The sequence below is a fragment of the Mesorhizobium sp. M0833 genome, assembly GCF_040319905.1.
Lineage (GTDB): Bacteria > Pseudomonadota > Alphaproteobacteria > Rhizobiales > Rhizobiaceae > Mesorhizobium.
In genome coordinates, this window is the sequence record NZ_JAMYOQ010000021.1 from 33,722 (window position 1) to 58,041 (window position 24,320).

The window sequence follows — 24,320 nt, forward strand, 5'->3', positions numbered from 1 at the left end:
TGTATCCGGACAGGATCATCGCCCTAGTTGGCGACGTACCGCAAAGCCAGTCAAGCTCCCATGGCCTGCTTATAGGACCAAAGGAGGAATGCCCTGTCGACCGGCAAGAGGCGGATTCACGGCCCGCTGCACACCCCGCTTCCAGCGGTCATTTCATGCCTCGCCCACTATCGGCAACCAACCAGGCGTACGCATACTTACCTCGAAGCGACCTTGTAAATTACATGGAAATAAATTCCAACCCGAATTTCATCAATAATACGACAACGATATGGATATTATATATGTCGTCGCCGCCAGTCATTCTCTCAATAGTTCCGCACAGGATACTTCTCTTGTTTGTGTCTTTATACTGCGACGCACCATAATAGATATTGCACCGCAACATCACCTCAGGGTTTTTGCTTGCTTGGCCTTTAGCGATGACATAGCTTTTTCCCTGTTTCCGGCTTCAAGAGCGCCATTGTCAGGGAGCGGTGGCAGTCTTTCGAAGGCCAAGTGGGGCGGGCAATAACGTGCCCTCTGCTTGTCGGGGTAGGTCGTGACAGCTGCCGGAAATTACTTCCCCACATGAATCGCTTGGGCAGGCCCCTTGTGGGCTTGACGGTCGATTCGTCACTGTGAACCTCGGGAGGATTTCGGATGCGTGTACTTGCGAAAACTACCTACATACTGACGACCGCGGCTTTTTTGTCGCTAGGCGCTGCCTATACGGCTTCGGCCAATGAAGACCTTGCAAAGCTCGCATCAGATGCGAAGAACTGGGCGATGCAGACGGGTGACTACGCCAACACCCGCTATTCCAAACTCAACCAGATCACTGCGGACAATGTAAAGAACCTGCAGGTCAAATGGAGCTTTTCCACCGGCGTGCTGCGCGGTCACGAAGGCGGGCCGCTGATCATCGGCGATGTGATGTATGTCCACACGCCTTTCCCAAACAACGTCTATGCTCTCGACCTCAAGAACGACGGCAAGATCCTGTGGAAATACGAGCCCAAGCAGGACTCGAACGTCATTCCGATCATGTGCTGCGACACGGTCAATCGCGGTGTCGCGTATGGCGACGGCAAGATCATTCTCAACCAGGCCGACACCACCGTCGTCGCGCTCGATGCCAAGACCGGCAAGGTCGTCTGGTCTGTCAAGAACGGCGACCAGACCGACGGCGGAAAGGGCGAATCCGGCACGTCGGCACCCGTGGTCATCAAGGACAAGGTGCTCGTGGGCGTCTCCGGTGCTGAATTCGGTGTTCGCGGCTGGCTGGCCGCCTACAATCTGAAAGACGGCAAGCTTGCCTGGAAAGCCTATTCGGAAGGTCCTGATGCAGACACCCTTCTCGATCCCGAGAAGACGACCCATCTCGGCAAGCCCGTCGGAAAGGATTCCGGCACCAACACCTGGGAAGGCGAACAGTGGAAGACGGGCGGCGGAACGACATGGGGATGGTATTCCTATGATCCCAAGCTGAACCTGGTCTATTACGGCACCGGCAATCCCTCGACGTGGAACCCGGTCCAGCGCCCAGGCGACAATCGCTGGTCCATGACAATCATGGCTCGCGACGCCGATACCGGTGTTGCCAAATGGCTCTACCAGATGACCCCGCATGACGAGTGGGACTATGACGGCATCAACGAGATGATTCTCGTCGATGGCATGGAGGTCAACGGCGCCAAGCACGACGTGCTGGTGCATTTCGACCGCAACGGCTTTGCCTACACGATGGATCGCGCCACCGGCGAACTTCTCGTCGCCAAAAAATACGATCCGGCAGTGAACTGGGCGACGGAAGTCAACATGGATCCCAAGAGCGACCAGTATGGCCGCCCGCAGGTCGTCGCCAAGTATTCGACCCAGCAGAACGGCGAAGACACCAACTCGACCGGTATCTGCCCGGCCGCGCTTGGAACCAAGGACCAGCAGCCGGCCGCCTACTCGCCGAAGACCGGGTTGTTCTACGTGCCGACCAACCATGTCTGCATGGACTATGAGCCTTACAAAGTGAGCTACACCGCCGGTCAGCCCTATGTGGGCGCCACCGTGTCGATGTATGCGGCGCCCGGCGGTGACGGCAACATGGGCAACTTCATTGCCTGGGATGCAGCCAAGGGTGAGATCGTCTGGTCGAAGCCCGAGCAGTTCTCGGTGTGGTCGGGCGCATTGGCGACAGATGGCGACGTCGTCTTCTATGGTACCCTCGAAGGCTACATCAAGGCGGTCGATAAGGACGGCAAGGAACTCTACAAGTTCAAGACCCCGTCCGGCATCATCGGCAACATCACGACCTACGAGCATGACGGCAAGCAGTACATCGCCGTTCTGTCCGGCGTCGGTGGATGGGCCGGTATCGGTCTGGCAGGTGGGCTGCTTTCGCCCGATAACGCCGCTGCCTGGCATGGCGCCGTTGATCAGGGCCGTGAGCAGGGCGACCAGGCCGCAGTGGTTGGAACCGCCGGCCTGGGTGCCGTCGGCGGCTACGCGGCACTTGCCGACTATACGACGCTGGGCGGCCAGCTCACCGTCTTCGGCCTCCCGGACTGATAACCGGGAAGAGCCTTACGACTAGGTTCGAAAACGAGAGCCCGGGTCACCCTAAGCCGGGAACCGGGCTCTCGATTGCGCCCACCCAACACCGATCAATGCCGCTGCACGACGGCAGCCAGTGTCCCTGGCAGATGAAGGAAGAGTCTGAATGATCGTTCGCATTGCAGTTTCCGCTCTCGCCCTAGTCCTGCTGCCTGTGGCCAGCTCAACTCTGGCACGGGCCGAAGACAGCATGGAAAAAGCCAAGGCGGTGAAGCAAGAAGGAGGCAAATATCTAGATGCGGACGGAAATCCGACCTACAAGATCGAAAACGGAACCGTCGATTGGTACACCTTCAGCGGGTACCGCCGATATCACTCCGATTGCCATGTCTGTCACGGGCAGGACGCAACAGGTTCGAGCTATGCGCCTGCCCTGGTCAATAGTCTGAAAACCATGGACTACGCCACGTTCCTCTCGATCGTCGCCGAGGGCCGCAAGAATGTCGGCGGCGGCAAGGAAAACGTCATGCCTGCCTTTGGCGACAACAAGAACGTCTATTGTTACCTGGACGATCTCTACGTCTATCTGCGCGCGCGCGCTGATGGCGCGGCACCCCGCGGCAGGCCGCCCAAGCACGAAAACAAGGCTCAGGCAGCCAAGGATGCCGAAGCATCCTGCATGGGTGGATGATATGACCAATACTGCATCGAAGCTGCGCGTCGTTCTGCCGATCCTCGGCGCGCTCGCCTTGCTGGCGTCGAACGTTCTGGCGCAAAATGCCGGACTTGGCGCTGCGGGCGAACTGGTGGATCCCAACATTCTGCGCGTCTGCGCCGATCCCTCGAACATGCCTTTTACCGACAAGAACGGCCAAGGCTTCGAAAACAAGCTGGCTGAACTGGTTGCCAAGAAGACGGGGCGGAAATCAGTCGCCTACACATGGTTTCCCACTGTCGTCGGCTTTGTGCGCAACACGCTGGGGGCCAACCGATGCGACATCATCATGGGCTACGCCCAAGGCGACGAACTGGTGCAGAACACCAACGCCTACTATCGCTCCGCCTATGTGCTCGTATACCCCGAAGGCAAGGGCATGGAAGGCATCGAGACGATCGAAGACCCGAAACTTTCCGGCAAGAGAATCGGCGTCGTCGAAAGCACGCCGCCAACCGCCAACATGGCCGCCAACAAGCTTCTGCGGACCGCCAAGATCTATCCACTCGCGGTGGATACGCGCGTCACTCCTTCGATGGGGGAGGTCATGATCAAGGACATGCTGGCCGGCAAGATTGACGCGGCGGTCCTGTGGGGGCCGATGGCAGGTTACTATGCCAGGGAACTCGGAGCCGATATCACCATTGTTCCGCTGCTGAAGGAAAAGAAAGGCTCGCGCATGTCCTACCGCATCACCATGGGCATACGTCCGTCCGACCAGGAATGGAAGCGGACGCTCAACCGGGTGATCAGGGAGAACCAGGCGGAGATCACCAAGCTCCTGCTGGGTTATAATGTGCCGCTGATCGACGAGCACGATAATCCGATTACGCAATAGTCGGGATGGGTCAGGAGGAGTACAAACCTGCGCGATGAACAATTGAAGTGAAGGCTACAGCTATTTTCGATCGTTTTGTTTTTCGGCCTTTCAAAACCTTGTGTTTCATTTGTCCATTTGAGACGTGATGGACGAGCCATTGCTTCGGTGCGCTGCAATGGTTGGCTAACCACCGGATCGGCCCCTTCGGGCTGGTAGAAGAGGAGAAATGTTATGAAGAAGAGCTGGACAAAACCGACGATGTGTCAGGTTGCTGCGGGCTTTGAAATTTCGCGGTATCTGCCTGCTGAGATTACTCCCAAGAAGTAGGCCGCAGAGGTGCGTGTCCCTGGCAACAGGGGCACGCATCCCCTTGCCGCATGGGTTTTCGTGAAAGATCTTGAGGCACGCAAAGCGAGCGGGACGTTTTTTGCGGCTGCAAATTGGCTGCTGGTGGTCAGGGAAGCCGCGGGGCGGGCGTTTTCATGCGCTTGAGAATCATCGGATCGGCGGCCGGCGGTGGCTTTCCGCAGTGGAACTGCAATTATCGTCTGAGCCGTGCGGCTCGCACCGGGATGGCTGGCGTGCATTCACGAACCCAATCAAGTGTCGCCGCGTCGGCGGATGGGCTCGGCTGGGTTCTGTTCAACGCGTCACCCGACATTCGCCAGCAGATCGCGGCGACGCCTGAATTGCAGCCCGCGCACGATGCGCCGCTGCGCTCGACGCCCATTCGCGCGGTGGTACTGACCAATGCCGATGTCGATCATATCGCCGGCCTGCTCAGCCTGCGTGAGCGGCAGCCTTTCGCTATCTATGCAACGACACAGGTTCTGGCGACGCTGGAGGCGAATTCGATTTTCAATGTCCTCGATCCGGCGCTCGTGCCGCGACGCATCTTGCCATTGGCGCAAGAACTGGCGATCTGCGACGCAGACGGCCACGACACCGGCGTGGCTGTCGAGAGCTTTCCCGTGCCCGGGAAGATAGCGCTCTATCTCGAAGAAAGAGGTCAGCCGGATGCGAATTTCAGCTCTGACGCCGGCGACACGATCGGCGTCCGTATCGCCGGTTCCGGCAGTCGCGGCTCCGTCTTCTACATCCCCGGCTGCGCCCGCATCGATGCGACCCTGCGCACGCGTCTAGCCGATGCCGCATGCCTTCTGTTCGACGGCACGGTCTTCACCGACGACGAGTTGATTGCTGCCGGCGTCGGCGAAAAGACCGGTGCGCGCATGGGGCATCTGGCAATGTCGGGAGACGCAGGGTCGATCGCCGGCTTGGCCGATGTGAGGATCGGCCGTCGTGTCTTCGTCCACATCAACAACACCAATCCTGTTCTGGACGAGAATTCTCCCGAGCATGCAGCAGTCGCAGCGGCTGGCTGGGAAGTGGCCCGCGACGGGATGGAGATGGAACTTTGAGTGATTTCCACGACGCCGCCAGCAACAGCCTGTCCTCCAGAGAGCTCGAAGCCGTGCTGCGGCAGGTCGGTGCCGAACGCTATCACAACCGCCATCCTTTCCATCACAGGATGACCAGCGGTGCGTTGTCGAGGACCGAGATGCAGGCCTGGGCGCTGAACCGCTATTGCTATCAGGCTGTCATTCCGCGCAAGGATGCCATGATCCTCGCGCATGCCGAGGATCCGGCGTTTCGCGCCGCCTGGCGCAAACGCATCGAGGATCATGACGGCGAGGACGGCTGGAGCGGCGGTATTGCGCGCTGGTTGCACCTGGCGACCTCGCTCGGTCTGGATGCCGAAGCGGTGAAGAGCGAGAGGCTGGCCCTGCCGGCGACACGTTTTGCGGTTGGCGCTTACCTCTCTTTTTGCACGAACCGGACCCTGCTGGAGGCGGTCGCGTCGTCGCTGACCGAGATGTTCTCGCCGCTCATCATCGGCGAGCGGGTACCCGCGATGCTGGCCAGGTACGATTATATCACCGAGGACACGCTGGCCTATTTCAGCCGACGGCCCGAACAGGCCTCACGCGACGCCGACTTCGCTCTTGCCTATGTGCTCGAACATGCCGACACGGCGGAACGCCAGCAGCGGGCGATCGATGCACTCGTGTTCAAATGCGATATACTCTGGGCCATGCTCGACGCGCTTCAACACGCCTATGGCGAGCCGGGCAATATCCCGCCCGGCGCCTTCCGTCCGGAGGCCCCATGATGGCACTGCGCGAAAGAGCCATGGTGTCGCCGCTGTCGGTTCCATCGCTGCCTAAGCACGTGCGCATACAGTATGACCCCGGGCGCCAGGCGTTCGCCGTGCTTTCGCCTGAAAAGGTGTTCTGGCCAAACGACATCAGCCTCGACATATTGCGCCGCTGCGATGGGCGGTCCACGGTCGGCCACATCATTGCCGGCCTTGCCGCAGATTATGATGCCGAACAGGAGGCTGTGGCGGCCGATGTCATTGCCTTCCTGCAGGAATGGTCGGACAAGCTGCTGGTGAAGCTATGAGCGAGCCCCCTCTCCCCCCGATCGGCATGCTGGCGGAACTGACGCATCGCTGCCCGCTGCAATGCCCCTATTGCTCCAACCCGCTCGAATTGCTGAAGGCCAATCGCGAACTCGACACGCAGAGCTGGCTCGACTTGTTCTCGCAGGCGGCCGATCTTGGCGTTCTCCAGGTGCATCTGTCTGGCGGTGAACCGACGCTGCGTCGCGATCTTGAGCAATTGATCGCCGGGCTTTCGGCGCGCGGCGTCTACACCAACCTGATCACTGCCGGCGTCGGCATTGCGGATGGCCGCATCGAGGCATTTGCCGAAGCCGGGCTCGACCATCTGCAACTGAGTTTTCAAGGCGCACGGCCGGCGACCACCGAGCGCATCGGCAATCACAGGGGCAGCCACGAAAAGAAGCTGGAAACGGCACGCCGCGCCCGCGCGGCCGGCTTGCCGCTTACCATCAACGCGCCGATCCATCGCCACAATATCGAGGAGGTACCGGAATTCATCGATCTGGCCCTTTCGCTGGATGCGGAGCGTCTCGAGATAGCCAACGTGCAGTACGCCGGCTGGGCGCTGACCAATCGCGATCAACTGATGCCCGAGCGTGCTGCCGTCGATCGGCAGGCGGAGATCGTCGCGGCGGCGCGCGAACGGCTCACCGGCATCATGAACATCGATTTCGTCACGCCGGATTATTTCGCCATCTATCCCAAGCCGTGCATGGGCGGCTGGGCGCGCGACGCCTTCATGGTGACGCCAGACGGCACCGTACTGCCATGCCATGCCGCCCAGACCATCCCGTCGCTCAGCTTCGAGCGTTTTGGACCTCGCAGCCTGGCCGCGATCTGGACCGATTCCCCGGCATTTAATGCCTTTCGAGGCACGGACTGGATGCAGGAGCCCTGCCGCAACTGTGAGCGGCGCGAGATCGACTGGGGCGGCTGCCGCTGCCAGGCGATGGCAATCGCCGGCGACGCCGCCGCGACGGACCCGGCTTGCGCGAAATCGCCGATCCATGCGCGCATGGCAATGCTGATCGACGAAGCCCAGCGCGCTGCGACGGTTCCTTCGAAGGACGAACTGTTCGTCTACCGGCGTATCGGCGTCGTCACCGAGCCGGCCTGACTGCCGACCTATTCCTACGGCCTTAGCCTCGTGAAAGCCGTTCGGCATGCCACGTCATATGGTCCTGCATGAATGTCGAAATGAAAAAATAGGAGTGATCGTAGTCATCCTGCATCCGCAATTTCAACGGAATGCCTGCCTTGGAGCACGCGTCTTCGAGCAGCCAAGGCCTGAGGCCCTCCTTGAGGAAACCGTCTGACGTTCCCTGATCGACCAGGAATTCCGGGAAACGGTATCCGTCCTCGATGAGCGAAGTGGCATCGTAGCGCCGCCACGAGGCCTCATCCAGGCCGAGATATTTTTGGAAAGCCGGCTTCGACCAGCCGGCTGTGCTTGGTTGCACAATCGGCGCGAAGGCCGAGCAACTTCTGAAACGCGCGGGATTTTTCAGTGCGATCGTCAGCGCGCCATGCCCGCCCATCGAATGGCCGAAGATCGACTGGCGCGCCATATCGGCGGGAAATTCGCGCCCGATCACGGCTGGCAGTTCCTCGACGATATAGGAATACATGCGATAGTTCTTGGCATACGGCTCTTGCGTGGCGTCGAGGTAGAAACCGGCGCCGGTGCCGAACTGCCAATTGTCCTTTTCATCTGGAATGCCGGCACCACGCGGGCTGGTGTCGGGACACACGACGATGAAGCCAAGTTCGGCGGCAATACGTCTGTATTCGCCTTTTTCCATTACATTCGCATGCGTGCAGGTGAGTCCGGAGAGGTACCACACCACGGGGCAACGCCTTTCCCGCGCCTGCGGAGGCACGAAAATGGCAAACGTCATTTCGCACGAGCAGTTCGTCGACAGATGAGAGTAAACGTGCTGGGCACCGCCATGCGACTTGGCAATCGAGACGAGTTTCAGGTGCTCTGGCATATATTCTTCTCCGCCAATTTTTTGACCGCCGACCATAGCCTCTACGACATCGTGGGCGATCGCGGCAACCTTGGTGGGCTGGCTGGCGCGCAGGGCTCTTGATCGGAGCCGGGATGGCCAACACTGCCCAGTACCTCAGCAATGATTCCGGGACGAGCTCTGCGCAAATGCACCGTGGCTTTCAGCGGCGACAGCAGGTTCGACGCGGCTATGGCGGACGAGCACGCACGCGTCATCGCGTGGGTTCGCAGCATGCGTGACCAGGGACCGAGCAAGGAAGTGTTGCGGGTGATAGTTACCTCCTAATAGGAGGGCTCCTAAGCACGACACCAACTTTCCGACTCTTAGCCACCCTGTGAGCCGACGGCTATTTCCGAGCGTCGAAAGCCACGGACAGGCCCAGGGCAGTTGCTGCCTCGACGATCGCCTCGGTCAGCTCTTCGTCGGATGCGACCAGATAAGGGGCGGCTTGCCGTGCTGCGTTTAATGTCGCTGTGACCGAGATGGTGTCACCACGATCCTCCCTATTGAGGACTGCGGCGATTGCCTGCTCTACTACCGGACTGACCCTCTGCACCTTACTCATCCAACCCTCCCCATAGCTGCCCATAGGGATGGTACTCTATCCGTGGTTGTGTTCCAAATCGATGTACGAAAACGTACACACTCGATCGGCTGGACCGCTACGGCCAGACATCTCTAATTTCGACGGCATTCGGGATCGACCAAGCCTGGCTAGCGGCCTCCACCGGTTTCTCAGCAGATGGCTAGCGCGCTGCAGAGCCATGTCAAATTGCCAGGTACGTACGCGAGCCCGGTCCAGGCGCTCGGCTCGGCCCACGGGCGCCCCTGCGCTGGGCGAAGATGTCGCCTAGAAATAGCCGAGGATGGATTTTACCTCGAGATACTCCAACATGCCCTCGATCCCATATTCGCGTCCGTTTCCAGACTGCTTGAAACCGCCAAACGGGGCGTGCGGATCCCAGGCCGGGTAGTTGAGATGCACCTGACCGGAGCGGATCCGCGAGGCCACGTCCCTGACGGCGTCCAGATCCTGGCCCTGCACATGAGCCCCCAGACCGTAGACGGTGTCATTTGCGATGGTGACGGCCTCCTCGACTGTGTCGTAGGGGATGATGCAGAGAACTGGCCCGAAGACCTCGTCCTGGGCAATGCGCGTGGTCGTGCGCACGTCGGAAAAGATGGTCGGCCTCACATAGAACCCGACGTTCAGATCGTGCGGACGGCCCGGTCCGCCGGTGAGGAGCCTGGCGCCCTCAGAAATGCCGACGCCGATCATGGTTTGGATGCGGTCGAATTGGGCACGGTTTGCGATTGCACCATGAGTAGTGGCTTCGCAAAGAGGATCGCCAATGACAATCTGGGCTGCGGCCCTTTTGGCGATTGCCTCGATCTCGGAGAGCCGCGGGCGTGGCACGATCATGCGCGTCGGGGCGCTGCATGACTGGCCGAGATTGCGGAAGGCGGCGGCTACGCCCAGAGAAACGGCGCGATCGAGATCTGCGTCCGGCAGGATCACGTTGGGCGACTTGCCGCCCAGCTCCTGCGCGACGCGCTTGACAGTCGTCGCTGCCGCCTGGGCCACCGCAATGCCCGCGCGGGTGGACCCGGTAATGGAGATCATGTCGACATCCGGATGGGAGGCGAGACTCATACCCACGCCTGGACCATCACCTTGCACGAGGTTGAAAACCCCGGCAGGGAAGCCGGCTTCCTCGATTGCCTCGGCGAATAGCAGGGCGTCCAAGGGAGAAAGCTCACTCGGCTTCAGCACGATCGTGCAGCCTGCAGCGAGCGCCGGCGAAACCTTGGCGGTGATCTGGTAAAGTGGCCAGTTCCACGGAGTGATCAGGGCGCAGACACCGATCGGTTCGTGGGTGACGGCGGTTTGCCCCCGTTGCTTGACGAAGCGAAAGTCTGTCAGCACATCGCGAGCGACCTTAACATGTGTGATCGCCAGCGGCACCTGGGCGCTGCGCGCATAGCCGATCGCCGCGCCCATTTCGAGGCTCAGGCATTGAGCCAGCAGTTCGCCGCGCGCCTCGAGCAGCGCTTGCAGGCGATCGAGCAGACCCGCGCGGTCTTCTGCCGTGGTCCGACTCCAGGTGGCGAATGCCCGGCGGGCCGCTGCAACGGCCGCGTCAACGTCCTTGCCATTTCCAAGCGGAAACTGGCTCACAACCTCTTCTGTGGCGGGATTGACGACGACGCCCGTCGCGGTGCCGCTCGACTCAACCCATTGACCGTCGATGAAGAACTTGTCCAGGTGGCCGTTGCGGGCCAGGTGTTCGAGAGGCGTCATCACCCTACAAGATCCTTCATGCGGTAATAGGCGCCGACAATCGGCAGGAACCAGGGGCGCCCGAAATAACCGGGGATCGCTGGCCAATCGAAATCCTTCCAAGGATTGAGCTCGGGGCGCCCGTCCATGACGTCGGCCATGATGGTGCCCATCAACGTCGACATCTGGGTCCCGTGTCCGCTATAGCCCATCGAGTAATAGATGCCATCGCGCTCTCCGGCGCGCGGCAGACGATCGCGGGTCATGTCGACCATGCCGCCCCAGCAGTAGTCGATGCGGGTGCCGGCCAGTTCCGGAAAGACCTCGACCATCGCCGCCTTGAGTATCCGGCCGCTTTTTTCGTCGGATTGAGGGTTGGACACGGCAAAGCGCGCCCTCCCGCCGAACAGAAGGCGATTGTCCGGCGTGAGCCGCCAGTAGACAACGAGATTGCGCGTGTCGACGACATTGCGACGGGTCGGCATGAGGCGCTCGAGTTGCGAAGGCGACAGCGGCTCGGTCACGATCAGAAATGCACCGACCGGGATCATGCGCCGGCGGATCCAGCCGAGCGGGCCAACCTGGGAAATGCCGCTTGCCAACAGAACCTGCCGCGCGACGATCTTGCCCTTGGCGTCGTTACCTCATGCCCGCCTGAAACCTTGCGCATCGCCATGACGGGCGAGCGTTCATGGACCTCTGCGCCACGCCGGGCAGCGGCGGTCGCGAGGCCCCGGACGAACCGGCCGACATGCATGGCCGCGCTCTTGGGAAAGAGCAGCCCGCCATGGTAGCGGTTGGTGCCGACTTCAGTTCGCAGGTCCTCGCGCGCGATCATCCTGGTGTCGGGATCGACATTGGCAGCCAGTAGTTCCTGGCTGCGCGCCAGCATGTCGTAGTGCTCGGGCTTGGCGGCAAGCTTGAGCTTGCCGACGCGGGAGAAGCTGCAGTCGATCTTCTCTTCCTGCACCAACCGCTCGACCATATCGACGCCGGCGTCGAAAGCCTTATAGAGCGCATTTGCGGCAGGCTTGCCGTGCCTGCCAGCCATGATTGCATAGTTCTGGGCAAAGCCGTTGTTGCACATGCCGCCATTGCGGCCGGACGCGGCATTGCCGATCGTTTCGGCCTCCAACAGGGCAACCCGGGCGCCCTTTTTGGCAAGGGCCAGCGCGGCGGAGGAGCCGGTCAAGCCGCCGCCCCCAATCGCCACGTCGTAGTGGCCTTCGAGCGGTTTGGACGACCCTTCATTGAACGGCTGAGACGTATCCAGCCAGTAAGAGGTAAACTTCATTTTCTTGACCACCGGTGCTGATTTGAGTGGAGCGACTCCGAGCTAGTTGCGCGCCTACCAGCCGCGCATCCGCTCCCAACGCGCTTCAATCTTGGGGCTGTCCCCGTTGACGACGCTGTAGAAATCATGCTGTGCGGCCATCGCACACGCATGGTTGGGCAGAATCCGGACCCGAGTCCCGAGCGGCAGCTCGGGCATGGACTTTCCAGAACCGGCACGAATGGCGAGGATACCGTGTTCCTGGCTGGCCTGGGCCACGATCACATCTTCAAGCACCCGCCCCTTTTCGTCGCAGACCACGCCGTAACCCTGGTCGATCTGCTGGTTTGCGGTTCCCCGGTCGCGCGAAAGCGCCATCCATCCGGCGTCAACCAGCACCCATCCCTTTTCCGGCTTGGACCCGATCACCGTGGCCAATACGGAAATCGCGATGTCATCGAGTTCGCACACCCCAACGCCGTGCTGGACCAGGTCGAAGAACATGTAGACGCCGGCACGCAGCTCCGTGACCCCCTCAAGATTGCTGGCTAAATGCGCTGTCGGGGTCGAGCCGACGCTGACGATCGGGCAGGCATGGCCATGGGCGCGCAGGATTTCAGCGGCGCGCACCGTGGCTGACCGCTCGTTCTCGCCTGCCTTGACCAGCGCATCGGGCGTGTTCAAGCCATAGGATTCGCCTGCATGGGCGAGAACGCCGACCAGTTTGGCACTGGCCGCGACGACACTGCCGGCCACGTCGAGCAACTTCGGGTCGTCCGGCCTCAAGCCACCGCGATGGTCATCGCAGTCCAGTTCGATGAAAACGGATGGGGTCATACCGGTGGCTTCGCGGACGCTGGCCAGGGCATCGGCCTGCTCGACCGAATCGAGCAACAGCTTCACATCAGCGCCGGTGCGGCGACAAAGCTCCATGGCCCGCTTGGCCGAGGCCGTCGAGATGCCGACCGCGTAGGTCATGTCTCGAAAGCCATGGCCCGCGAAATACTCCGCCTCGGCAATGGTCGAGACCGTGATCGGTCCGGGTTCGAGGTGAAACGCGTATCGGGCGACATCGATGCTCTTGGCCGTCTTCATATGCGGGCGCAGCACCACGCCAAGCTTCCTGGCGCGCCCAGCCAAGCGCTGAATGTTGCGTCCGAGCCGCCCACGGTCGAGAAGCAGCGCCGGCGTGACCAAGGCGTCGATCGTCCTAGCCGTCTCGCTCACCGCCAGGCTTGCGGCCATCTTGTTCATAATCTCGTTTCCTAATTGAACGACTGGTTTGCCAACGCATACATATGGGCTGGCCCTTCTGCGACGGGTCGTTGCCCTTTGACCATGGCGGTCGCAGTGCCGGACCGCTGCAGGCCAAGGCTCGCAAGCCAGCCGCCCAATCCATCCTCGGCATAGACGTCGATGCGAACGAATTGATTGTGAAGCTTCGAAAGCTGGGCCAGGATCAGAAGCCGCGCGTCGTGGTCGCTCTCGGCTGCACAAGGGCCGACGACATAGCCGCGGCCAAACCTCCTGGCGACAGCGTAGCCTGCAATCCGTCCCCTGCGCTCGATGACCAATGCGTTGCCCACATCGGCGAGCGCAGCCACCATCGCCAGCCGGGGCATGCCTGTGGCCCGTTCGTCGAAGGCCTGGATCGCCGCTAGGTCAGAGGCTGTCGCTTGACGGACGTCTTCGCGGGTACTCCGCGTCACAGCGACAGCCAGCGAGCCCTGGTGCTGAAGCACCGTGCCCCAGGCAGTGAAGCCGCGTCGCTTGTAGAGCGCCAGCCCCTCTTCGGTTGAGTTGAGCAGCAGGTTGCGACCGTGTGTCGCCTCAAGCAATCCATCAAAGAGCCGGGCCCCGTTGCCACCGCCTTGCGCGGAGCCAGTAACTATGATCATCCCGACCGAGGCATAGGACTGTCCGTAAGTCCAGGACATAGCCGTGCCAATCACCTGTCCTGCCCGCTCAAGGACCAGGCCATGGCCGACCATCAGGGCAAATTCCCAATCCTCCTGACGGTAGGGCCAGGCCATCTCCTGCGACAGCTTCAGTGAGCCCGGCAAATGGCGGGTTTCCAATTCCATCAGCTCGATCGGGGCGCTGACGATATCTCTGTCATGCTCAAAGGCCATAAGGTGCAACGCTGTCAGTTGATCCAGAGTCGGATTGAAGTCGGATCTTAGGGTCGCGCCCGGCGGACAGATTTCGCTGCTGTTTTGCCCCGTCAAATCAGCGTTATTATTCGTTTTACGCAGTTCCTCGGCATGCCAAATCGTGCAAATCGGGCGAGGAATACCTGGCACCTTGAATCGCCACTTCGTGGTTGCCCGATCGGCGATGCCCAGGAGGAATTTTGGATGATCTACATCAGCGAAGAGGAGTCAGCCGCCCTCGTCACGCATGAACTTGCTTTCGAGGCGGCGCGCGAGGCTCTCGTGGCGGCAGCATCGCGGCAGAGCTGGGTCTTTCCGGCTGTTCTGGGGCGCACACAGGAGGTGACCAATACCTTCTCAATCAAATCCGGTTCGTCGGGCGAGCTGACCGGCGTGAAAATTGGCTCCTTCTGGTCGGGCAACCCGGCACGTGGCCTTCCCCGCCACAACTCGACCATCGTGCTGCTCGATCAGCATACAGGTCGGCTGGGTGCCGTAGTCGAGGCCGGGAAGGTCAACGCCTACAGGACGGCCGCCGCCGACGCGGTTGCGGCCGATCTTCTTGCGCGCAAGCAAGCCAAGGTTCTGGCGATCTTCGGGGCCGGCAACCAGGCGAGCTTCGAAGTGATGGCGCTGGCACGCATCCGCCCAATCGAAACAGTGCTGGTCGTGGCCCGGCCTTCGCCGCGGCGCGACGCTTTTGTCGATCGGATCGGCGAAAGGGGACTGAAGGCGCGCGCTGCCTTGCCGGAAGAAGCCGTGCGCACGGCCGACATCGTGGTGACGGCGACACCCGCACGCGAACCGCTGTTCGATGCCGCTTGGGTGGGACCCGGAACCCATATCGTCAGCATCGGGTCGGATGCTCCGGGCAAACGCGAATTGCCGAGCGAATTGTTTCCCAAGGCACGTCTGTTTTGTGATCTGCTTTCCCAGTCCGTCCAGATCGGCGAGTTCCAACACGTGCGCGACGAGATCGACGCCGGCGTGCTTGTGGTAACACCAATCGGCGACGTTATTGAAAGGCGTGCGCTCGGACGCCGCTTCGACAATGAGATCACTGTCTTCGACAGTTCCGGCATCTCCCTGCAGGACCTCTACATGGCCGACGCGCTGATCCGCGCAAAGGCGTCCCACCGCTGATCAGTTTCGCACCAGGCCCCCAGTCCCGACGGATTTTTCGACACGGCAACAAGGTGGCGGCGCGTGATCCTGCAGTCGTATCAGCGGCGGGCGCGCCAAAGAGTTGCCCGCATGAACCACGGATCGGCGACTAGCGTCTGGCGCGCCAGAAGGCGATACGGTCCTGCAACCGATAGCCCTGGATAATCGCCGGCATGAACCACGGATTGCCACGATAGAGCGGGACGGCCGAAGGCGGTCGAAAGTCGAACGCAGTGCGCGACTGCGCGCCATGCCCCATCAACTTGTGGGCCGCACGCATGCCAATCCATGGCGCCCAGACCACGCCCGAACCGCAGAAGCCAGTTGCATAGACCACGCCGTCCTTCTCGAAGATGCGGGGCAGCATGTCTCGGTTCATCGCCACATTGCCGAACCAGCAATGCGAAAGGCGCACGTTCTCCAACTCTGGGAAAAGGTTCACCAGGCCCTTGCGAAGGAGAAGTTTCGGCGCCGCCGGATCGCCGACGCGGGAACTGTCACGGCCCCCCAGCAGGATACGTTTTCCGTCGGGCGAGGGACGATAATAGAAACCGAGTTGCCGGTTCTCGGTGACCGTCATCAGCTTCGGCATCAGTTGCGCCATGACATCGGGCGCAAGTTCCTCGGTGACGATGATCCGGCTGCGGACCGGAACCAGGCGGCGGCGCAGGAAGGGAGCAGCGCCGTCGGTATAGCCGTTGGTACAGACCAGAACCTGCCGTGCGTCCACCGTCCCCGCCGAAGTCGCGACACGGAACCCCGAACCGTTACTCTCGATCGACTTTACCACTGTATGCGAATGGACCGTCAACCAGGATGCGAGCGCCACCCGCAGGAGCTCAGCATGGAATTTTGCGGGGTGCAGCCCGCCAATGTCCATCCGAACGGTTCCGCCGCGGTAGAAGTCGGTGCCGATATAATTTCGCTGCTCGGCATGCGGAACCGCGTAGGACTCGATCCCCAGTTTCTTTGCCAGCGTCTCGGCGCCGCGCGCCATCTTCTCATACTGTTCATATCCGAAGGCGCCCTTGAATTGGCCAACCAGTCGGAAGTCGCAGTCGAGCCCTTCGGTCTTGATGAAGTCGTAGAGGAATTCGCGTGCGACCTTACCCTCGGCCTCGATCGCCATGGCCTTCTCTTCCCCGAAGCGCCGGGTGATCGTGGCATAGTCCGGCCGGATGCTCGCGCTCGTAATCCCGCCGTTGCGGGTGGAAGCACCCTCGCCCGGATTCATTGCATCAAAAGCTGCGACCGAGCGTCCTTCGCGCGCCAGCACAAGCCCGGCCGAAAGACCGGCATAACCGGCGCCGACGATTGCCACGTCAAGCTTCTTTGCGAGGGGCTGCCGCGGCAGCGGCATGACGGGCGCTGCTTCCCACCAGTAGGGTGTGTTCTTGTCGGCGATATGAGGCTCTTGCACGGGGCTGACTTCTCTACGGTCGGTGAAACTTCAGATGTGGTCGTCTCGGACGTCGAGCGCATCACGCAGCCCGTCACCGATGAAGTTGAAACTGGTTACCGCGATCGTGATTGCAGCTCCGGGAATGATTGCCAGCCAGGGTGCGCTGCCCAGATATTGCTGAGCGCCATTGAGCATGTTGCCCCAGCTGGGCAGTGGCGGCTGGATCCCGTAGCCGAGGAAACTGATGTAGGCTTCCATGAGAATGGCGCGCGCGACCGTCAAGGTGGAAGCAACGATAATCGGCCCCATGGCGTTGGGCAGTATCTCGCGGAACATGATGTGGGTGCCACTCAATCCCAGCATTCGCCCGGCCAGGACGAACTCGCGTTCGCGTAACGAGCGGACTTCCGCTTCGACTATGCGGGCAACCTCCATCCAGCTGGTGAGGGCGATAATGACGGTGATCATCACAGGACTGGGCTTCAGTGCGGCAGCCAGCGCCAGCAGCAGAAAGATCGATGGGAATGACAGGAAACCATCGACCGTGCGCATCAGGGTGGCCCCGACCCAGCCGCCGCGATAGCCGGCAATTACGCCGACCAGCGTGCCGATGAGCGTCGATAAAACCATGGCAAAGAAACCCACCAGCAGCGAGATTCGTCCCGCCATCAAAAGCCTTGCCGCCAGGTCGCGGCCAAGCGGATCGGTACCTAGAAAGTGGTAGCCCGTCAGCGGAGGGGCAAAGCGGGCCCGCAGATCGATATACAGTGAGTCATAAGGCAGGAGATGGGGGCCGAGGACGCAGGCGAGGCTCAGGAAGATGATCATCGCCAACCCGAGCAGCGCCAAGCGATGACGCATGAAACGACGTGCCGCGCGGTTGTTACTCCATCGGCTTGGAGCTGCATTTGCGGTGAAAGCGGTCATATCGGCTGTCTCCTGTCGGGGAAGTTGCGCGCTCAAGCCAGGCGAATGCGCGGATCGACAATAGCGACGACAATGTCGGCGATCAGGTTTCCAAGCAGAACGAGGATGGCGGAGAACATCAGCAGCCCCATCACAACCGGATAGTCGCTGTAACCAAGGCTATCGAGGAACAACCGTCCCATTCCTGGCCAGGTAAAGACGGTTTCGGTCACGAGCGCGCCGGTAAGGACGCTGGGAAGCTGCATCCCGGCCAAGGTAATCATCGGCAAAAGTGCGTTGCCGACGACATGCTTCATCAAAATCCGGCGTTCACTCAACCCTTTGGCCCGGGCCGTCTTGACGAAGTCCTGGCTAATGGCGTCGAGAGTCGCCGTCCGCATGTAGCGGCTCCAGATCGCGACATGGACCAGCGACAGCACGATACTTGGCAGGATCAGATGGTGGAGATAGCCCAGGATCGAGGCATCGCCGATCTCGGACATATTGCCCGCGGGCAGCCAGCCCAGCTTCAGGGAAAAGACGTAGATGCCGACGAGTCCGAACCAGAAGGTGGGGACCGACAACGCGACCATGGCGCCGACAGTTGCAAGATAGTCGAACAGTGAGTAGCGGCGCGTGGCGCCGCGGATTCCGATCCAGGCGCCAATGGAGATTGCAATCACGGTTGAGGAACCCATCAGCAGCAGCGTGGCAAAGAGATGGCTGCCGATGACCTCCAAGACCGGCGCTCCGTCGCGGAAGGAGTGACCCCAGTCGCCCCGCACCAGCCGCCATGCCCAGTCCAGATATTGGATCCATATAGGGCGATCGAGGCCCAGCAGCCCCTTGAGACGCTCGATATCCTGCTGGGTCATTCCGGGATCAAGCCCGAATTGCGCCAGCGGGCCGCCGGGAAGGAGGTTCAAAATGCCGAAGCCGATGATCGAAACGATCACAAGCAGCACCAGGCTCTGCAAGAGGCGATTGAGCAGGAAGCCGCGCATTCGAGTCCCTCCATTGTGGGTTGATGATTTTGGTCTGTTGCCGCCGCCGCGGCGGAATCGGGCTGGGCGGCGGCAACTGCGTGGATCTAGGCCTTCCACTGCCAGGCCGCGGCATTCCACGACGCGGTGCGGGTGTTGGCGTTGGGCTCGAAGCCGTCCAGCCCTTTCTTGCGCCCGAGGACGATTGTGTACGCGAACAGCGGCAGGAAGGGCAGATCGTGGCGCACGACTTCCTGCACACGATTATAGATCGCGCGCCGTTCTTCCGGATCGAAGCTGCGAGCACCCTTTTCGAGCAGGGCATCGACCTCAGGATTGGAATATTGCCCGGTGTTCGAACCGTGTCCGCCTTGAGCGGCGATTGCCTTCGTATGGAGCCGGTTTGTGGCGTCGGGGTCCGCGGCAATCAGATAGGTGACGCCCACCATGGCGGTGTCGAATTGCGATTTCAGCCAGAACTCGCCCCACATGACTGCAGCCGGCAAATTCGAGATCGTCATCTCGACGCCGATCTCGGCAAACGTCTGCTGCAGGAACTGCTGCGTCTGCTCGCGCAGGTTGTTGCCGGAAGTTGTCGAGTTGGAGAAGGACAGTCGCACCCCATCCTTGGCGCGGATTCCATCCGGCCCCGGCACCCAGCCGGCCTCATCGAGGATTTGGCGCGCCCGGTCCAGATTGAACTCCTGAACCGGCAGTTTCGGGTCATAGTAGTAGGACTCCTTCGGCATGAAGGTCTCGGTGAGGGTACCCACGCCGTAATAGATCGTGTCGACAATCGCCTTCCTGTCCAACGCGGCGTAGAGCGCCTGGCGCACTGCCAGGTCCTTGAACTGCGGGCGGCCCAAATTGAGGTAGATCGACTCCAGGGATGCCCCTGTCTCCAGTGTCACCACGCGGTCCGGCAGTTCGCGGGCTTCGGTATAATGGTCGGCGGTGATGAACGACTGATCGACCAGGTCCACGTCGCCGCTCTTGAACTGAGTGTAGAGCACGGTCATGTCGGGGATGTATTTGAAGATGAGCTGCTCGACATAGGGACCTTCGCCGGCGTACTCAGGATTGGCGACGAGCTCGATATGATCGCCCGCAACACGCTGGCCCCATTTGAATGCTCCGGTGCCGACCGGCGCCTGGTTGAACGCGGCTGTGTTCGGATCGGCTTCTTTCCCCAGAATGTGCTTGGGCACGATGAAGGTTTCGGCCAAGAACGAAAGATAGGGCGCGAAGGCCTCCTTCATCCGCCATGTGATCTCGGTGGGCGAAACCACTGTGATGTCCTGCACGAGCGAATGGCCGCTCGTGCGCCAAGCCCGAAACTTCGGGTTCGTGATGAGCTCAAGGGTGAATTTCACGTCTTCGGCCGTGAAGGGCTCACCGTCGTGCCAGCGTGCATTGTCACGCAACCGGATGCGCCAGTTGAGACCGTCCTCCGAAATGCCGCCGTTCTTTTGGCTTGGCACCTCGGCCGCGAGGTTTGGATGTAGGTCGCCTTGGGGATCCATGCGGACCAGCGCGTCGAAAACCGAGAAATGGATCGCGTCATCGACTTCGATATGCGCCATCAGCGGATTGAACACGGTCGGCTCTTGGGAGAGGCCGACGACGACGCGCCCGGCCGGCCCTGCAGGAGGGGTCTTGGCGAAGGCGGGCTTGCCCAACAGATTGGGCGCGATCAGGCCTGCAGCCCCACCTATCGCCATCAGGCGCAGCGCTTCGCGCCTCGAGTAGTTGGACGTAGTCGATGAATTTTTGGTCATGGTAGTTCCTCTCTTGTTATTTCTTATGCGTTTGCTGCTACTGGACGGGCATTGCCCGGCCGCTCTCCTGGAATCGCCGCTACCAGTTGGCGCGTGTAGGCTGCTTGCGGGTTCAGGAATATTTGCGAGGGCGGTCCGCGCTCGACGATCCGGCCCTTCTGCATCACTGCGATTTCGTCGCAGATCTGGCTGGCGACGCGCAGGTCGTGCGTGATGAAGACCATCGACACGCCCGTCTCGCGCTGGATCTGGTCCAGAAGCTGCAGGATCTGCGCCTGGATCGACACGTCGAGTGCGGAGACCGCCTCGTCGGCAATCAACAGCTTCGGCTTGAACATCAGCGCACGAGCGATGCCGATGCGCTGGCGTTGCCCACCCGAGAACTCGTGCGGGTAGCGGCCAAAAGCGCCGGCATCGAGACCGACATGGGCCAGAAGCGCACGCGCTTCATCGCGCGCTTGGACATAAGGCATCCCGTGCGCCAGCGGGCCTACCGTCATGATGTGACCGACCGTCGAGCGTGGGTTCAGAGAAGCGAAGGGATCCTGGAAGATCATCTGGATCCGCGGTCGAAGCGGGCGGAACTTCGCTTCGGAAAGCTTGGCTATGTCACAGCCCTCAAACAAGATCCCGCCGCCGTCACTGTCCAGCAGCTTGATCAGCAGCCGGCCCAGCGACGATTTCCCCGAACCGCTCTCGCCTACGACCCCAAGCGTGCGGCCGGGCGCCAGTTCGAACGAAACCTCGTTGACCGCTGTCACAGTCCGTTGCGCGCCGAACAGCGCGCTGCCACCGCGATAGGTCTTCACCAGACCCTCAACCTTCAGGATCGGCTCTTTGCTGGCAGCGTCCGGACGGGGGCGATCTTCGCCGGTCAAATGCGGTACGGCTGCAATCAGGCGCTGGGTATAAGGGTGCTTGGGCGACTTCAACACCTGCTCGGCGCTGCCTTGTTCGACGACATGGCCCTTTTCCATCACCACGACGCTGTCGGCGATCTCGGCCACGACCCCGAAATCGTGGGTGATGAACATCACGCTCATGCCCTTGCGCCGCTGAATGTCACGGATCAGTTGCAGGATCTGAGCCTGGGTGGTGACGTCGAGCGCGGTGGTCGGCTCATCCGCAATCAGCACCGTTGGCTCGAGCGCCAACGCCATGGCGATCATGACGCGCTGCCGCTGCCCTCCCGAAAGCCGGAACGGGTACTGGTAATACATGAGTTCGGGATCTGGCAGGCCTACTTCAGTGAGCAGTTCGATTGCGCGGTTGCGACAGGTTTGTGGCGTGCCGAAGCCGTGCGCTGCCATGACCTCGTCAATCTGCGCGCCCACTGTCATCAGGGGATTGAGCGCCGAGAGCGGGTCCTGAAAGATCATCGACACGACCCGTCCACGCAGGTTGCGCAGCTTGTCTGGCGACAGGCCGACGATGTTCATCCCTTCCAGCTGGATGACACCCGATGAGAGCCGGATCACCTTCGGCAGAAGCCCCATGATCGCGTTCGCCGTCACCGACTTACCCGATCCGGACTCGCCTATGATGCAAAGGATCTGGCCGCGTTTCAGATCGAAGGAAATATCCTTGACAGCATGGGTCCGTTCCATGCCTTGCGGCAAATTCACTGTGAGGTCGCGCACCGAAAGCGCCACATCGTGGGGGGCTACAGCCTGGATGCTTGCGATCATCGAGATCACCTCCCCTTTCAACCGAGCGCGTCCACCCTGTTGCGGACCGCTTCATCGCCCTTTGAGCAGAAGCGCCTCACCCTAGCGGCCGTAGTCCGGCCTTCTCGGCGCTTCGCGCGCTGAGGCTGCGAGAGACGGGTTCTGCTCATCCTGGCGGCTCCCTTATGAAATCCGATCCGTGTACCGGACTCTGTTCCCTTTTTCTTGGAGAACTCTCCGAAGGGGCAAGCCTTGCCTGTCGAATGTCCTCTGGAGCCTGCCTGCCAAAAGGAAGGGTTGCTCCGTTCTTGCAGCCAGTCTGACTGTTCTGTTTCCGCAGAGTCTTCGAAACTTGGCCCTCGCGCGGCAGGAACTTCTGAAAAGAACATCCAGTTCGGCATTTCACTCTGTTCCCGTTTCGGCGCGGAAACCGGGATCACGCAACCATATCCTTCATTCGGCAATACGTGGCCATGAGGGATAGGACCAAAGATTTCCGGTGTACATCGACACCATTTGCGGGCCATGGCGCCCAAACGGATTAGTGACCGTGCGGCCCATCGCAATGTCGGCCAAGGCGCTGCCGATCAAGGTCGACGACTGCGCCGTATGCCGCCCATGCCGCAGATGACGCGACTGCATGAAATGTACTCCAGCTTGCCCGCGCAGCGAGCTTTTCGCGCAATAATTGCCTGTCCCGGGGGCTGCTAAACGCAGGAAATTCCGTCCAGGCACAAACTCCGCAGTCTGCCTCTGCGGGCGGCAGGTTAGGATGCTTCAAATTACCGGAGTCCCATCCATGCCCGCGCCGCTCATGCACATCGACTGCAGCCCTTCCCTCCCTCGCGAGGCGGACGTCGTCGTCATCGGCGGCGGGGTGGTGGGCGTGTTCAGCGCTTACTATCTGGCGCGCCGCGGCCTCAAGGTCGCCCTGGTCGAGAAGGGGCGTATCGCGGCCGAGCAGTCCAGCCGCAACTGGGGTTGGTGCCGCCAGCAGAACCGCGATGCGCGTGAGCTGCCGATGGCGACCAAGAGCCTCGACCTCTGGGAGAAGGTAGCACAGGAGACCAGCCAAGACACCGGCTTTCGCCGCTGCGGGCTCCTCTATCTCTCACAAGACGAAAATGAGCTGGCAGGCTGGGCGAAGTGGCGCGATTTTGCGAGAACGGTCGGCGTCACCACGCACATGCTGAGCGCGGAAGAAGCCACCGAACGGGGCAAAGCGACGGGCCGCAAATGGAAAGGTGGCGTGTTCTCACCAACCGACGGAACGGCGGACCCTTCCAAGGCAGTGCCGGTTGCGGCGCGCGGCATCATGGCGGCGGGAGGCACCGTACATCAGCATTGCGCGGCGCGCGGGCTGGAGTTGAGCGCCGGCCGGGTGAGCGCTGTGGTGACCGAAGCGGGTAGCATCCGGACAAAGACCGTGGTCATGGCCGGGGGCGCGTGGGCTTCCTCCTTCTGCAACCAGCTTGGTATGCGTTTTCCGCAAGCTGCCGTGCGTCAGTCCATTCTGGCCGTGGCGCCAGGCGCAAACGGTCTGCCAGATGCCCTGCATACCGCTCGCATCTCTCTGACGCGGCGCAGCAACGGTGGATACACGCTGGCGATCAGCGGGCGGGCGCGTGTCGACCCAACGCCGCAACAGTTCAGGTTCAGCCGCGAGTTTGTACCTATGTTCGCCCGCCGCTGGCGCAATCTCGCCCCGGGCGCCTTCGAGGGCTGGCGTCAGGGCCACGAAAGCCTGCGCAAATGGACCCTCGACGACATCACGCCAATGGAACGGAACCGGATTCTCGACCCGAAGCCCGACATGGGGCAGATTCGGCTGACATATCGGAGAGCCTGCGAATTGATCCCCGAACTCCAACGGGTCGCGATCTCCGATGTGTGGGCGGGTTATATCGACAGTACACCCGACGGCATTCCCGCAGTCGGCGAAGTGGAGGGGATTCCGGGCTTCATCCTGGCGGCGGGATTCAGCGGTCACGGCTTCGGGATTGGCCCCGGCGCGGGGCATATGATCGCCGACATCATCACAGGCAGCGAGCCTATTGTCGATCCGCGTCCTTATAGGCCCGAGCGTCTGAAGACCGCTGCGTGGGGCAAGGTCGCTGAATTCTGAGAAGACCGTCTTGCCAAGGTACAATCGGTCGCACACGAGATTGAG

General features: G+C 61.3%; 21 protein-coding genes and 1 pseudogene. 10 read left to right on the plus strand and 12 right to left on the minus strand.

Annotated features, from left to right (window positions below; all coding sequences use genetic code 11):
- The first annotated feature begins 642 nt into the window (after positions 1-642).
- The 7 genes from NKH98_RS22425 (at position 643) to pqqE (ending at position 7,648) form a co-directional block, all read left to right on the plus strand.
- Entirely contained in the window at positions 643-2,544 is a 1,902-nt protein-coding gene (locus tag NKH98_RS22425) for a methanol/ethanol family PQQ-dependent dehydrogenase (protein ID WP_254819801.1), read from the plus strand.
- A 151-nt stretch (positions 2,545-2,695) separates the two neighbouring features.
- On the plus strand, positions 2,696-3,220 hold the full coding sequence (locus NKH98_RS22430) for a c-type cytochrome, methanol metabolism-related (protein WP_254819800.1): 525 nt from the start codon (positions 2,696-2,698) through the stop codon (positions 3,218-3,220).
- A 1-nt stretch (position 3,221) separates the two neighbouring features.
- Entirely contained in the window at positions 3,222-4,082 is an 861-nt protein-coding gene (locus NKH98_RS22435) for a quinoprotein dehydrogenase-associated putative ABC transporter substrate-binding protein (RefSeq protein WP_352901752.1), read from the plus strand.
- 464 nt (positions 4,083-4,546) lie between these two features.
- On the plus strand, positions 4,547-5,485 hold the full coding sequence (gene pqqB, locus NKH98_RS22440; RefSeq protein ID WP_352901755.1) for a pyrroloquinoline quinone biosynthesis protein PqqB: 939 nt from the start codon (positions 4,547-4,549) through the stop codon (positions 5,483-5,485).
- Positions 5,482-6,237 (plus strand): pyrroloquinoline-quinone synthase PqqC, encoded by a 756-nt coding sequence (gene pqqC, locus NKH98_RS22445; protein WP_352901758.1) that lies wholly within the window; start codon positions 5,482-5,484, stop codon positions 6,235-6,237. The genes pqqB and pqqC overlap by 4 nt, the downstream gene beginning before the upstream one ends.
- Positions 6,234-6,530: a pyrroloquinoline quinone biosynthesis peptide chaperone PqqD gene (gene pqqD, locus NKH98_RS22450; protein ID WP_352646240.1), complete on the plus strand. Its 297-nt coding sequence runs from the start codon at positions 6,234-6,236 to the stop codon at positions 6,528-6,530. The genes pqqC and pqqD overlap by 4 nt, the downstream gene beginning before the upstream one ends.
- Entirely contained in the window at positions 6,527-7,648 is a 1,122-nt protein-coding gene (gene pqqE / locus NKH98_RS22455; RefSeq protein ID WP_352478690.1) for a pyrroloquinoline quinone biosynthesis protein PqqE, read from the plus strand. Before pqqD ends, pqqE begins: the two co-directional genes overlap by 4 nt.
- A 22-nt stretch (positions 7,649-7,670) precedes the next feature.
- On the opposite strand, the gene fghA is transcribed toward pqqE, so the two are convergent.
- Positions 7,671-8,522 carry an S-formylglutathione hydrolase gene (gene fghA / locus NKH98_RS22460; RefSeq protein ID WP_352901761.1) on the minus strand — a complete coding sequence of 284 codons (852 nt, stop codon included), beginning with the start codon at positions 8,520-8,522 and terminating at the stop codon, positions 7,671-7,673.
- Between fghA and NKH98_RS22465 the strand changes: the two genes are divergently transcribed.
- Positions 8,466-8,624 (plus strand): hypothetical protein, encoded by a 159-nt coding sequence (locus NKH98_RS22465; protein ID WP_352901869.1) that lies wholly within the window; start codon positions 8,466-8,468, stop codon positions 8,622-8,624. The two genes, fghA and NKH98_RS22465, sit on opposite strands and share 57 nt — an antisense overlap.
- Positions 8,625-8,889: 265 nt before the next feature.
- On the opposite strand, the gene NKH98_RS22470 is transcribed toward NKH98_RS22465, so the two are convergent.
- The 5 genes and pseudogenes from NKH98_RS22470 to NKH98_RS22490 all read right to left on the minus strand — a co-directional run bounded on the left by NKH98_RS22470 (position 8,890) and on the right by NKH98_RS22490 (position 14,400).
- Positions 8,890-9,108 (minus strand): hypothetical protein, encoded by a 219-nt coding sequence (locus NKH98_RS22470; protein ID WP_352478687.1) that lies wholly within the window; start codon positions 9,106-9,108, stop codon positions 8,890-8,892.
- Between the two features lie 285 nt (positions 9,109-9,393).
- Positions 9,394-10,848 carry an aldehyde dehydrogenase family protein gene (locus NKH98_RS22475; RefSeq protein ID WP_352901763.1) on the minus strand — a complete coding sequence of 485 codons (1,455 nt, stop codon included), beginning with the start codon at positions 10,846-10,848 and terminating at the stop codon, positions 9,394-9,396.
- Positions 10,845-12,118: pseudogene (locus NKH98_RS22480) on the minus strand (NAD(P)/FAD-dependent oxidoreductase). The gene NKH98_RS22475 and the pseudogene NKH98_RS22480 overlap by 4 nt, the downstream one beginning before the upstream one ends.
- A 54-nt stretch (positions 12,119-12,172) precedes the next feature.
- Complete coding sequence (locus NKH98_RS22485; RefSeq protein ID WP_352901765.1) at positions 12,173-13,351, minus strand: alanine racemase; 1,179 nt, start codon at positions 13,349-13,351, stop codon at positions 12,173-12,175.
- Between the two features lie 11 nt (positions 13,352-13,362).
- Positions 13,363-14,400, minus strand: a complete 1,038-nt coding sequence (locus tag NKH98_RS22490) for a GNAT family N-acetyltransferase (protein ID WP_352901768.1) — start codon at positions 14,398-14,400, stop codon at positions 13,363-13,365.
- A gap of 54 nt (positions 14,401-14,454) precedes the next feature.
- Here NKH98_RS22490 and NKH98_RS22495 point away from each other — a divergent pair, with 54 nt between their 5' ends.
- Positions 14,455-15,393, plus strand: coding sequence for an ornithine cyclodeaminase family protein (locus NKH98_RS22495; RefSeq protein WP_352808169.1), 939 nt, complete (start codon positions 14,455-14,457; stop codon positions 15,391-15,393).
- A 130-nt stretch (positions 15,394-15,523) separates the two neighbouring features.
- Here NKH98_RS22495 and NKH98_RS22500 read toward each other — a convergent pair whose 3' ends face one another.
- From NKH98_RS22500 to NKH98_RS22525, 6 genes are all read right to left on the minus strand, one after another.
- The gene (locus tag NKH98_RS22500) at positions 15,524-16,774 is read right to left on the minus strand and encodes an NAD(P)/FAD-dependent oxidoreductase (protein ID WP_502894298.1); all 1,251 of its coding nucleotides are present in this window, start codon (positions 16,772-16,774) and stop codon (positions 15,524-15,526) included.
- Between the two features lie 90 nt (positions 16,775-16,864).
- Positions 16,865-17,743, minus strand: coding sequence for an ABC transporter permease (locus NKH98_RS22505; protein WP_352808167.1), 879 nt, complete (start codon positions 17,741-17,743; stop codon positions 16,865-16,867).
- A gap of 32 nt (positions 17,744-17,775) precedes the next feature.
- Positions 17,776-18,726 (minus strand): ABC transporter permease, encoded by a 951-nt coding sequence (locus NKH98_RS22510; protein WP_352507726.1) that lies wholly within the window; start codon positions 18,724-18,726, stop codon positions 17,776-17,778.
- An 86-nt stretch (positions 18,727-18,812) separates the two neighbouring features.
- A complete protein-coding gene (locus tag NKH98_RS22515) occupies positions 18,813-20,483 on the minus strand; it encodes a peptide ABC transporter substrate-binding protein (RefSeq protein ID WP_352808166.1) in 1,671 nt (556 codons plus the stop codon).
- 23 nt (positions 20,484-20,506) lie between these two features.
- The gene (locus NKH98_RS22520; RefSeq protein ID WP_352901774.1) at positions 20,507-22,171 is read right to left on the minus strand and encodes an ABC transporter ATP-binding protein; all 1,665 of its coding nucleotides are present in this window, start codon (positions 22,169-22,171) and stop codon (positions 20,507-20,509) included.
- Positions 22,172-22,603: 432 nt separating this feature from the next.
- Entirely contained in the window at positions 22,604-22,792 is a 189-nt protein-coding gene (locus tag NKH98_RS22525) for a hypothetical protein (RefSeq protein ID WP_352507723.1), read from the minus strand.
- 157 nt (positions 22,793-22,949) lie between these two features.
- Between NKH98_RS22525 and NKH98_RS22530 the strand changes: the two genes are divergently transcribed.
- On the plus strand, positions 22,950-24,275 hold the full coding sequence (locus NKH98_RS22530; protein WP_352901777.1) for an NAD(P)/FAD-dependent oxidoreductase: 1,326 nt from the start codon (positions 22,950-22,952) through the stop codon (positions 24,273-24,275).
- Positions 24,276-24,320: the final 45 nt, after the last annotated feature.

What these genes read in the sequence shown, in the direction of transcription:
- NKH98_RS22425 (WP_254819801.1), top strand. Translation starts at nt 643, where the DNA reads ATGCGTGTACTTGCGAAAACTACCTACATACTGACGACCGCGGCTTTT.
- NKH98_RS22430 (WP_254819800.1), top strand. Translation starts at nt 2,696, where the DNA reads ATGATCGTTCGCATTGCAGTTTCCGCTCTCGCCCTAGTCCTGCTGCCT.
- NKH98_RS22435 (WP_352901752.1), top strand. Translation starts at nt 3,222, where the DNA reads ATGACCAATACTGCATCGAAGCTGCGCGTCGTTCTGCCGATCCTCGGC.
- pqqB (WP_352901755.1), top strand. Translation starts at nt 4,547, where the DNA reads ATGCGCTTGAGAATCATCGGATCGGCGGCCGGCGGTGGCTTTCCGCAG.
- pqqD (WP_352646240.1), top strand. Translation starts at nt 6,234, where the DNA reads ATGATGGCACTGCGCGAAAGAGCCATGGTGTCGCCGCTGTCGGTTCCA.
- pqqE (WP_352478690.1), top strand. Translation starts at nt 6,527, where the DNA reads ATGAGCGAGCCCCCTCTCCCCCCGATCGGCATGCTGGCGGAACTGACG.
- fghA (WP_352901761.1), bottom strand. Translation starts at nt 8,522, where the DNA reads ATGCCAGAGCACCTGAAACTCGTCTCGATTGCCAAGTCGCATGGCGGT.
- NKH98_RS22470 (WP_352478687.1), bottom strand. Translation starts at nt 9,108, where the DNA reads ATGAGTAAGGTGCAGAGGGTCAGTCCGGTAGTAGAGCAGGCAATCGCC.
- NKH98_RS22485 (WP_352901765.1), bottom strand. Translation starts at nt 13,351, where the DNA reads ATGAACAAGATGGCCGCAAGCCTGGCGGTGAGCGAGACGGCTAGGACG.
- NKH98_RS22495 (WP_352808169.1), top strand. Translation starts at nt 14,455, where the DNA reads ATGATCTACATCAGCGAAGAGGAGTCAGCCGCCCTCGTCACGCATGAA.
- NKH98_RS22500 (WP_502894298.1), bottom strand. Translation starts at nt 16,774, where the DNA reads ATGCCGCTGCCGCGGCAGCCCCTCGCAAAGAAGCTTGACGTGGCAATC.
- NKH98_RS22505 (WP_352808167.1), bottom strand. Translation starts at nt 17,743, where the DNA reads ATGACCGCTTTCACCGCAAATGCAGCTCCAAGCCGATGGAGTAACAAC.
- NKH98_RS22510 (WP_352507726.1), bottom strand. Translation starts at nt 18,726, where the DNA reads ATGCGCGGCTTCCTGCTCAATCGCCTCTTGCAGAGCCTGGTGCTGCTT.
- NKH98_RS22515 (WP_352808166.1), bottom strand. Translation starts at nt 20,483, where the DNA reads ATGACCAAAAATTCATCGACTACGTCCAACTACTCGAGGCGCGAAGCG.
- NKH98_RS22520 (WP_352901774.1), bottom strand. Translation starts at nt 22,171, where the DNA reads ATGATCGCAAGCATCCAGGCTGTAGCCCCCCACGATGTGGCGCTTTCG.
- NKH98_RS22525 (WP_352507723.1), bottom strand. Translation starts at nt 22,792, where the DNA reads ATGCAGTCGCGTCATCTGCGGCATGGGCGGCATACGGCGCAGTCGTCG.
- NKH98_RS22530 (WP_352901777.1), top strand. Translation starts at nt 22,950, where the DNA reads ATGCCCGCGCCGCTCATGCACATCGACTGCAGCCCTTCCCTCCCTCGC.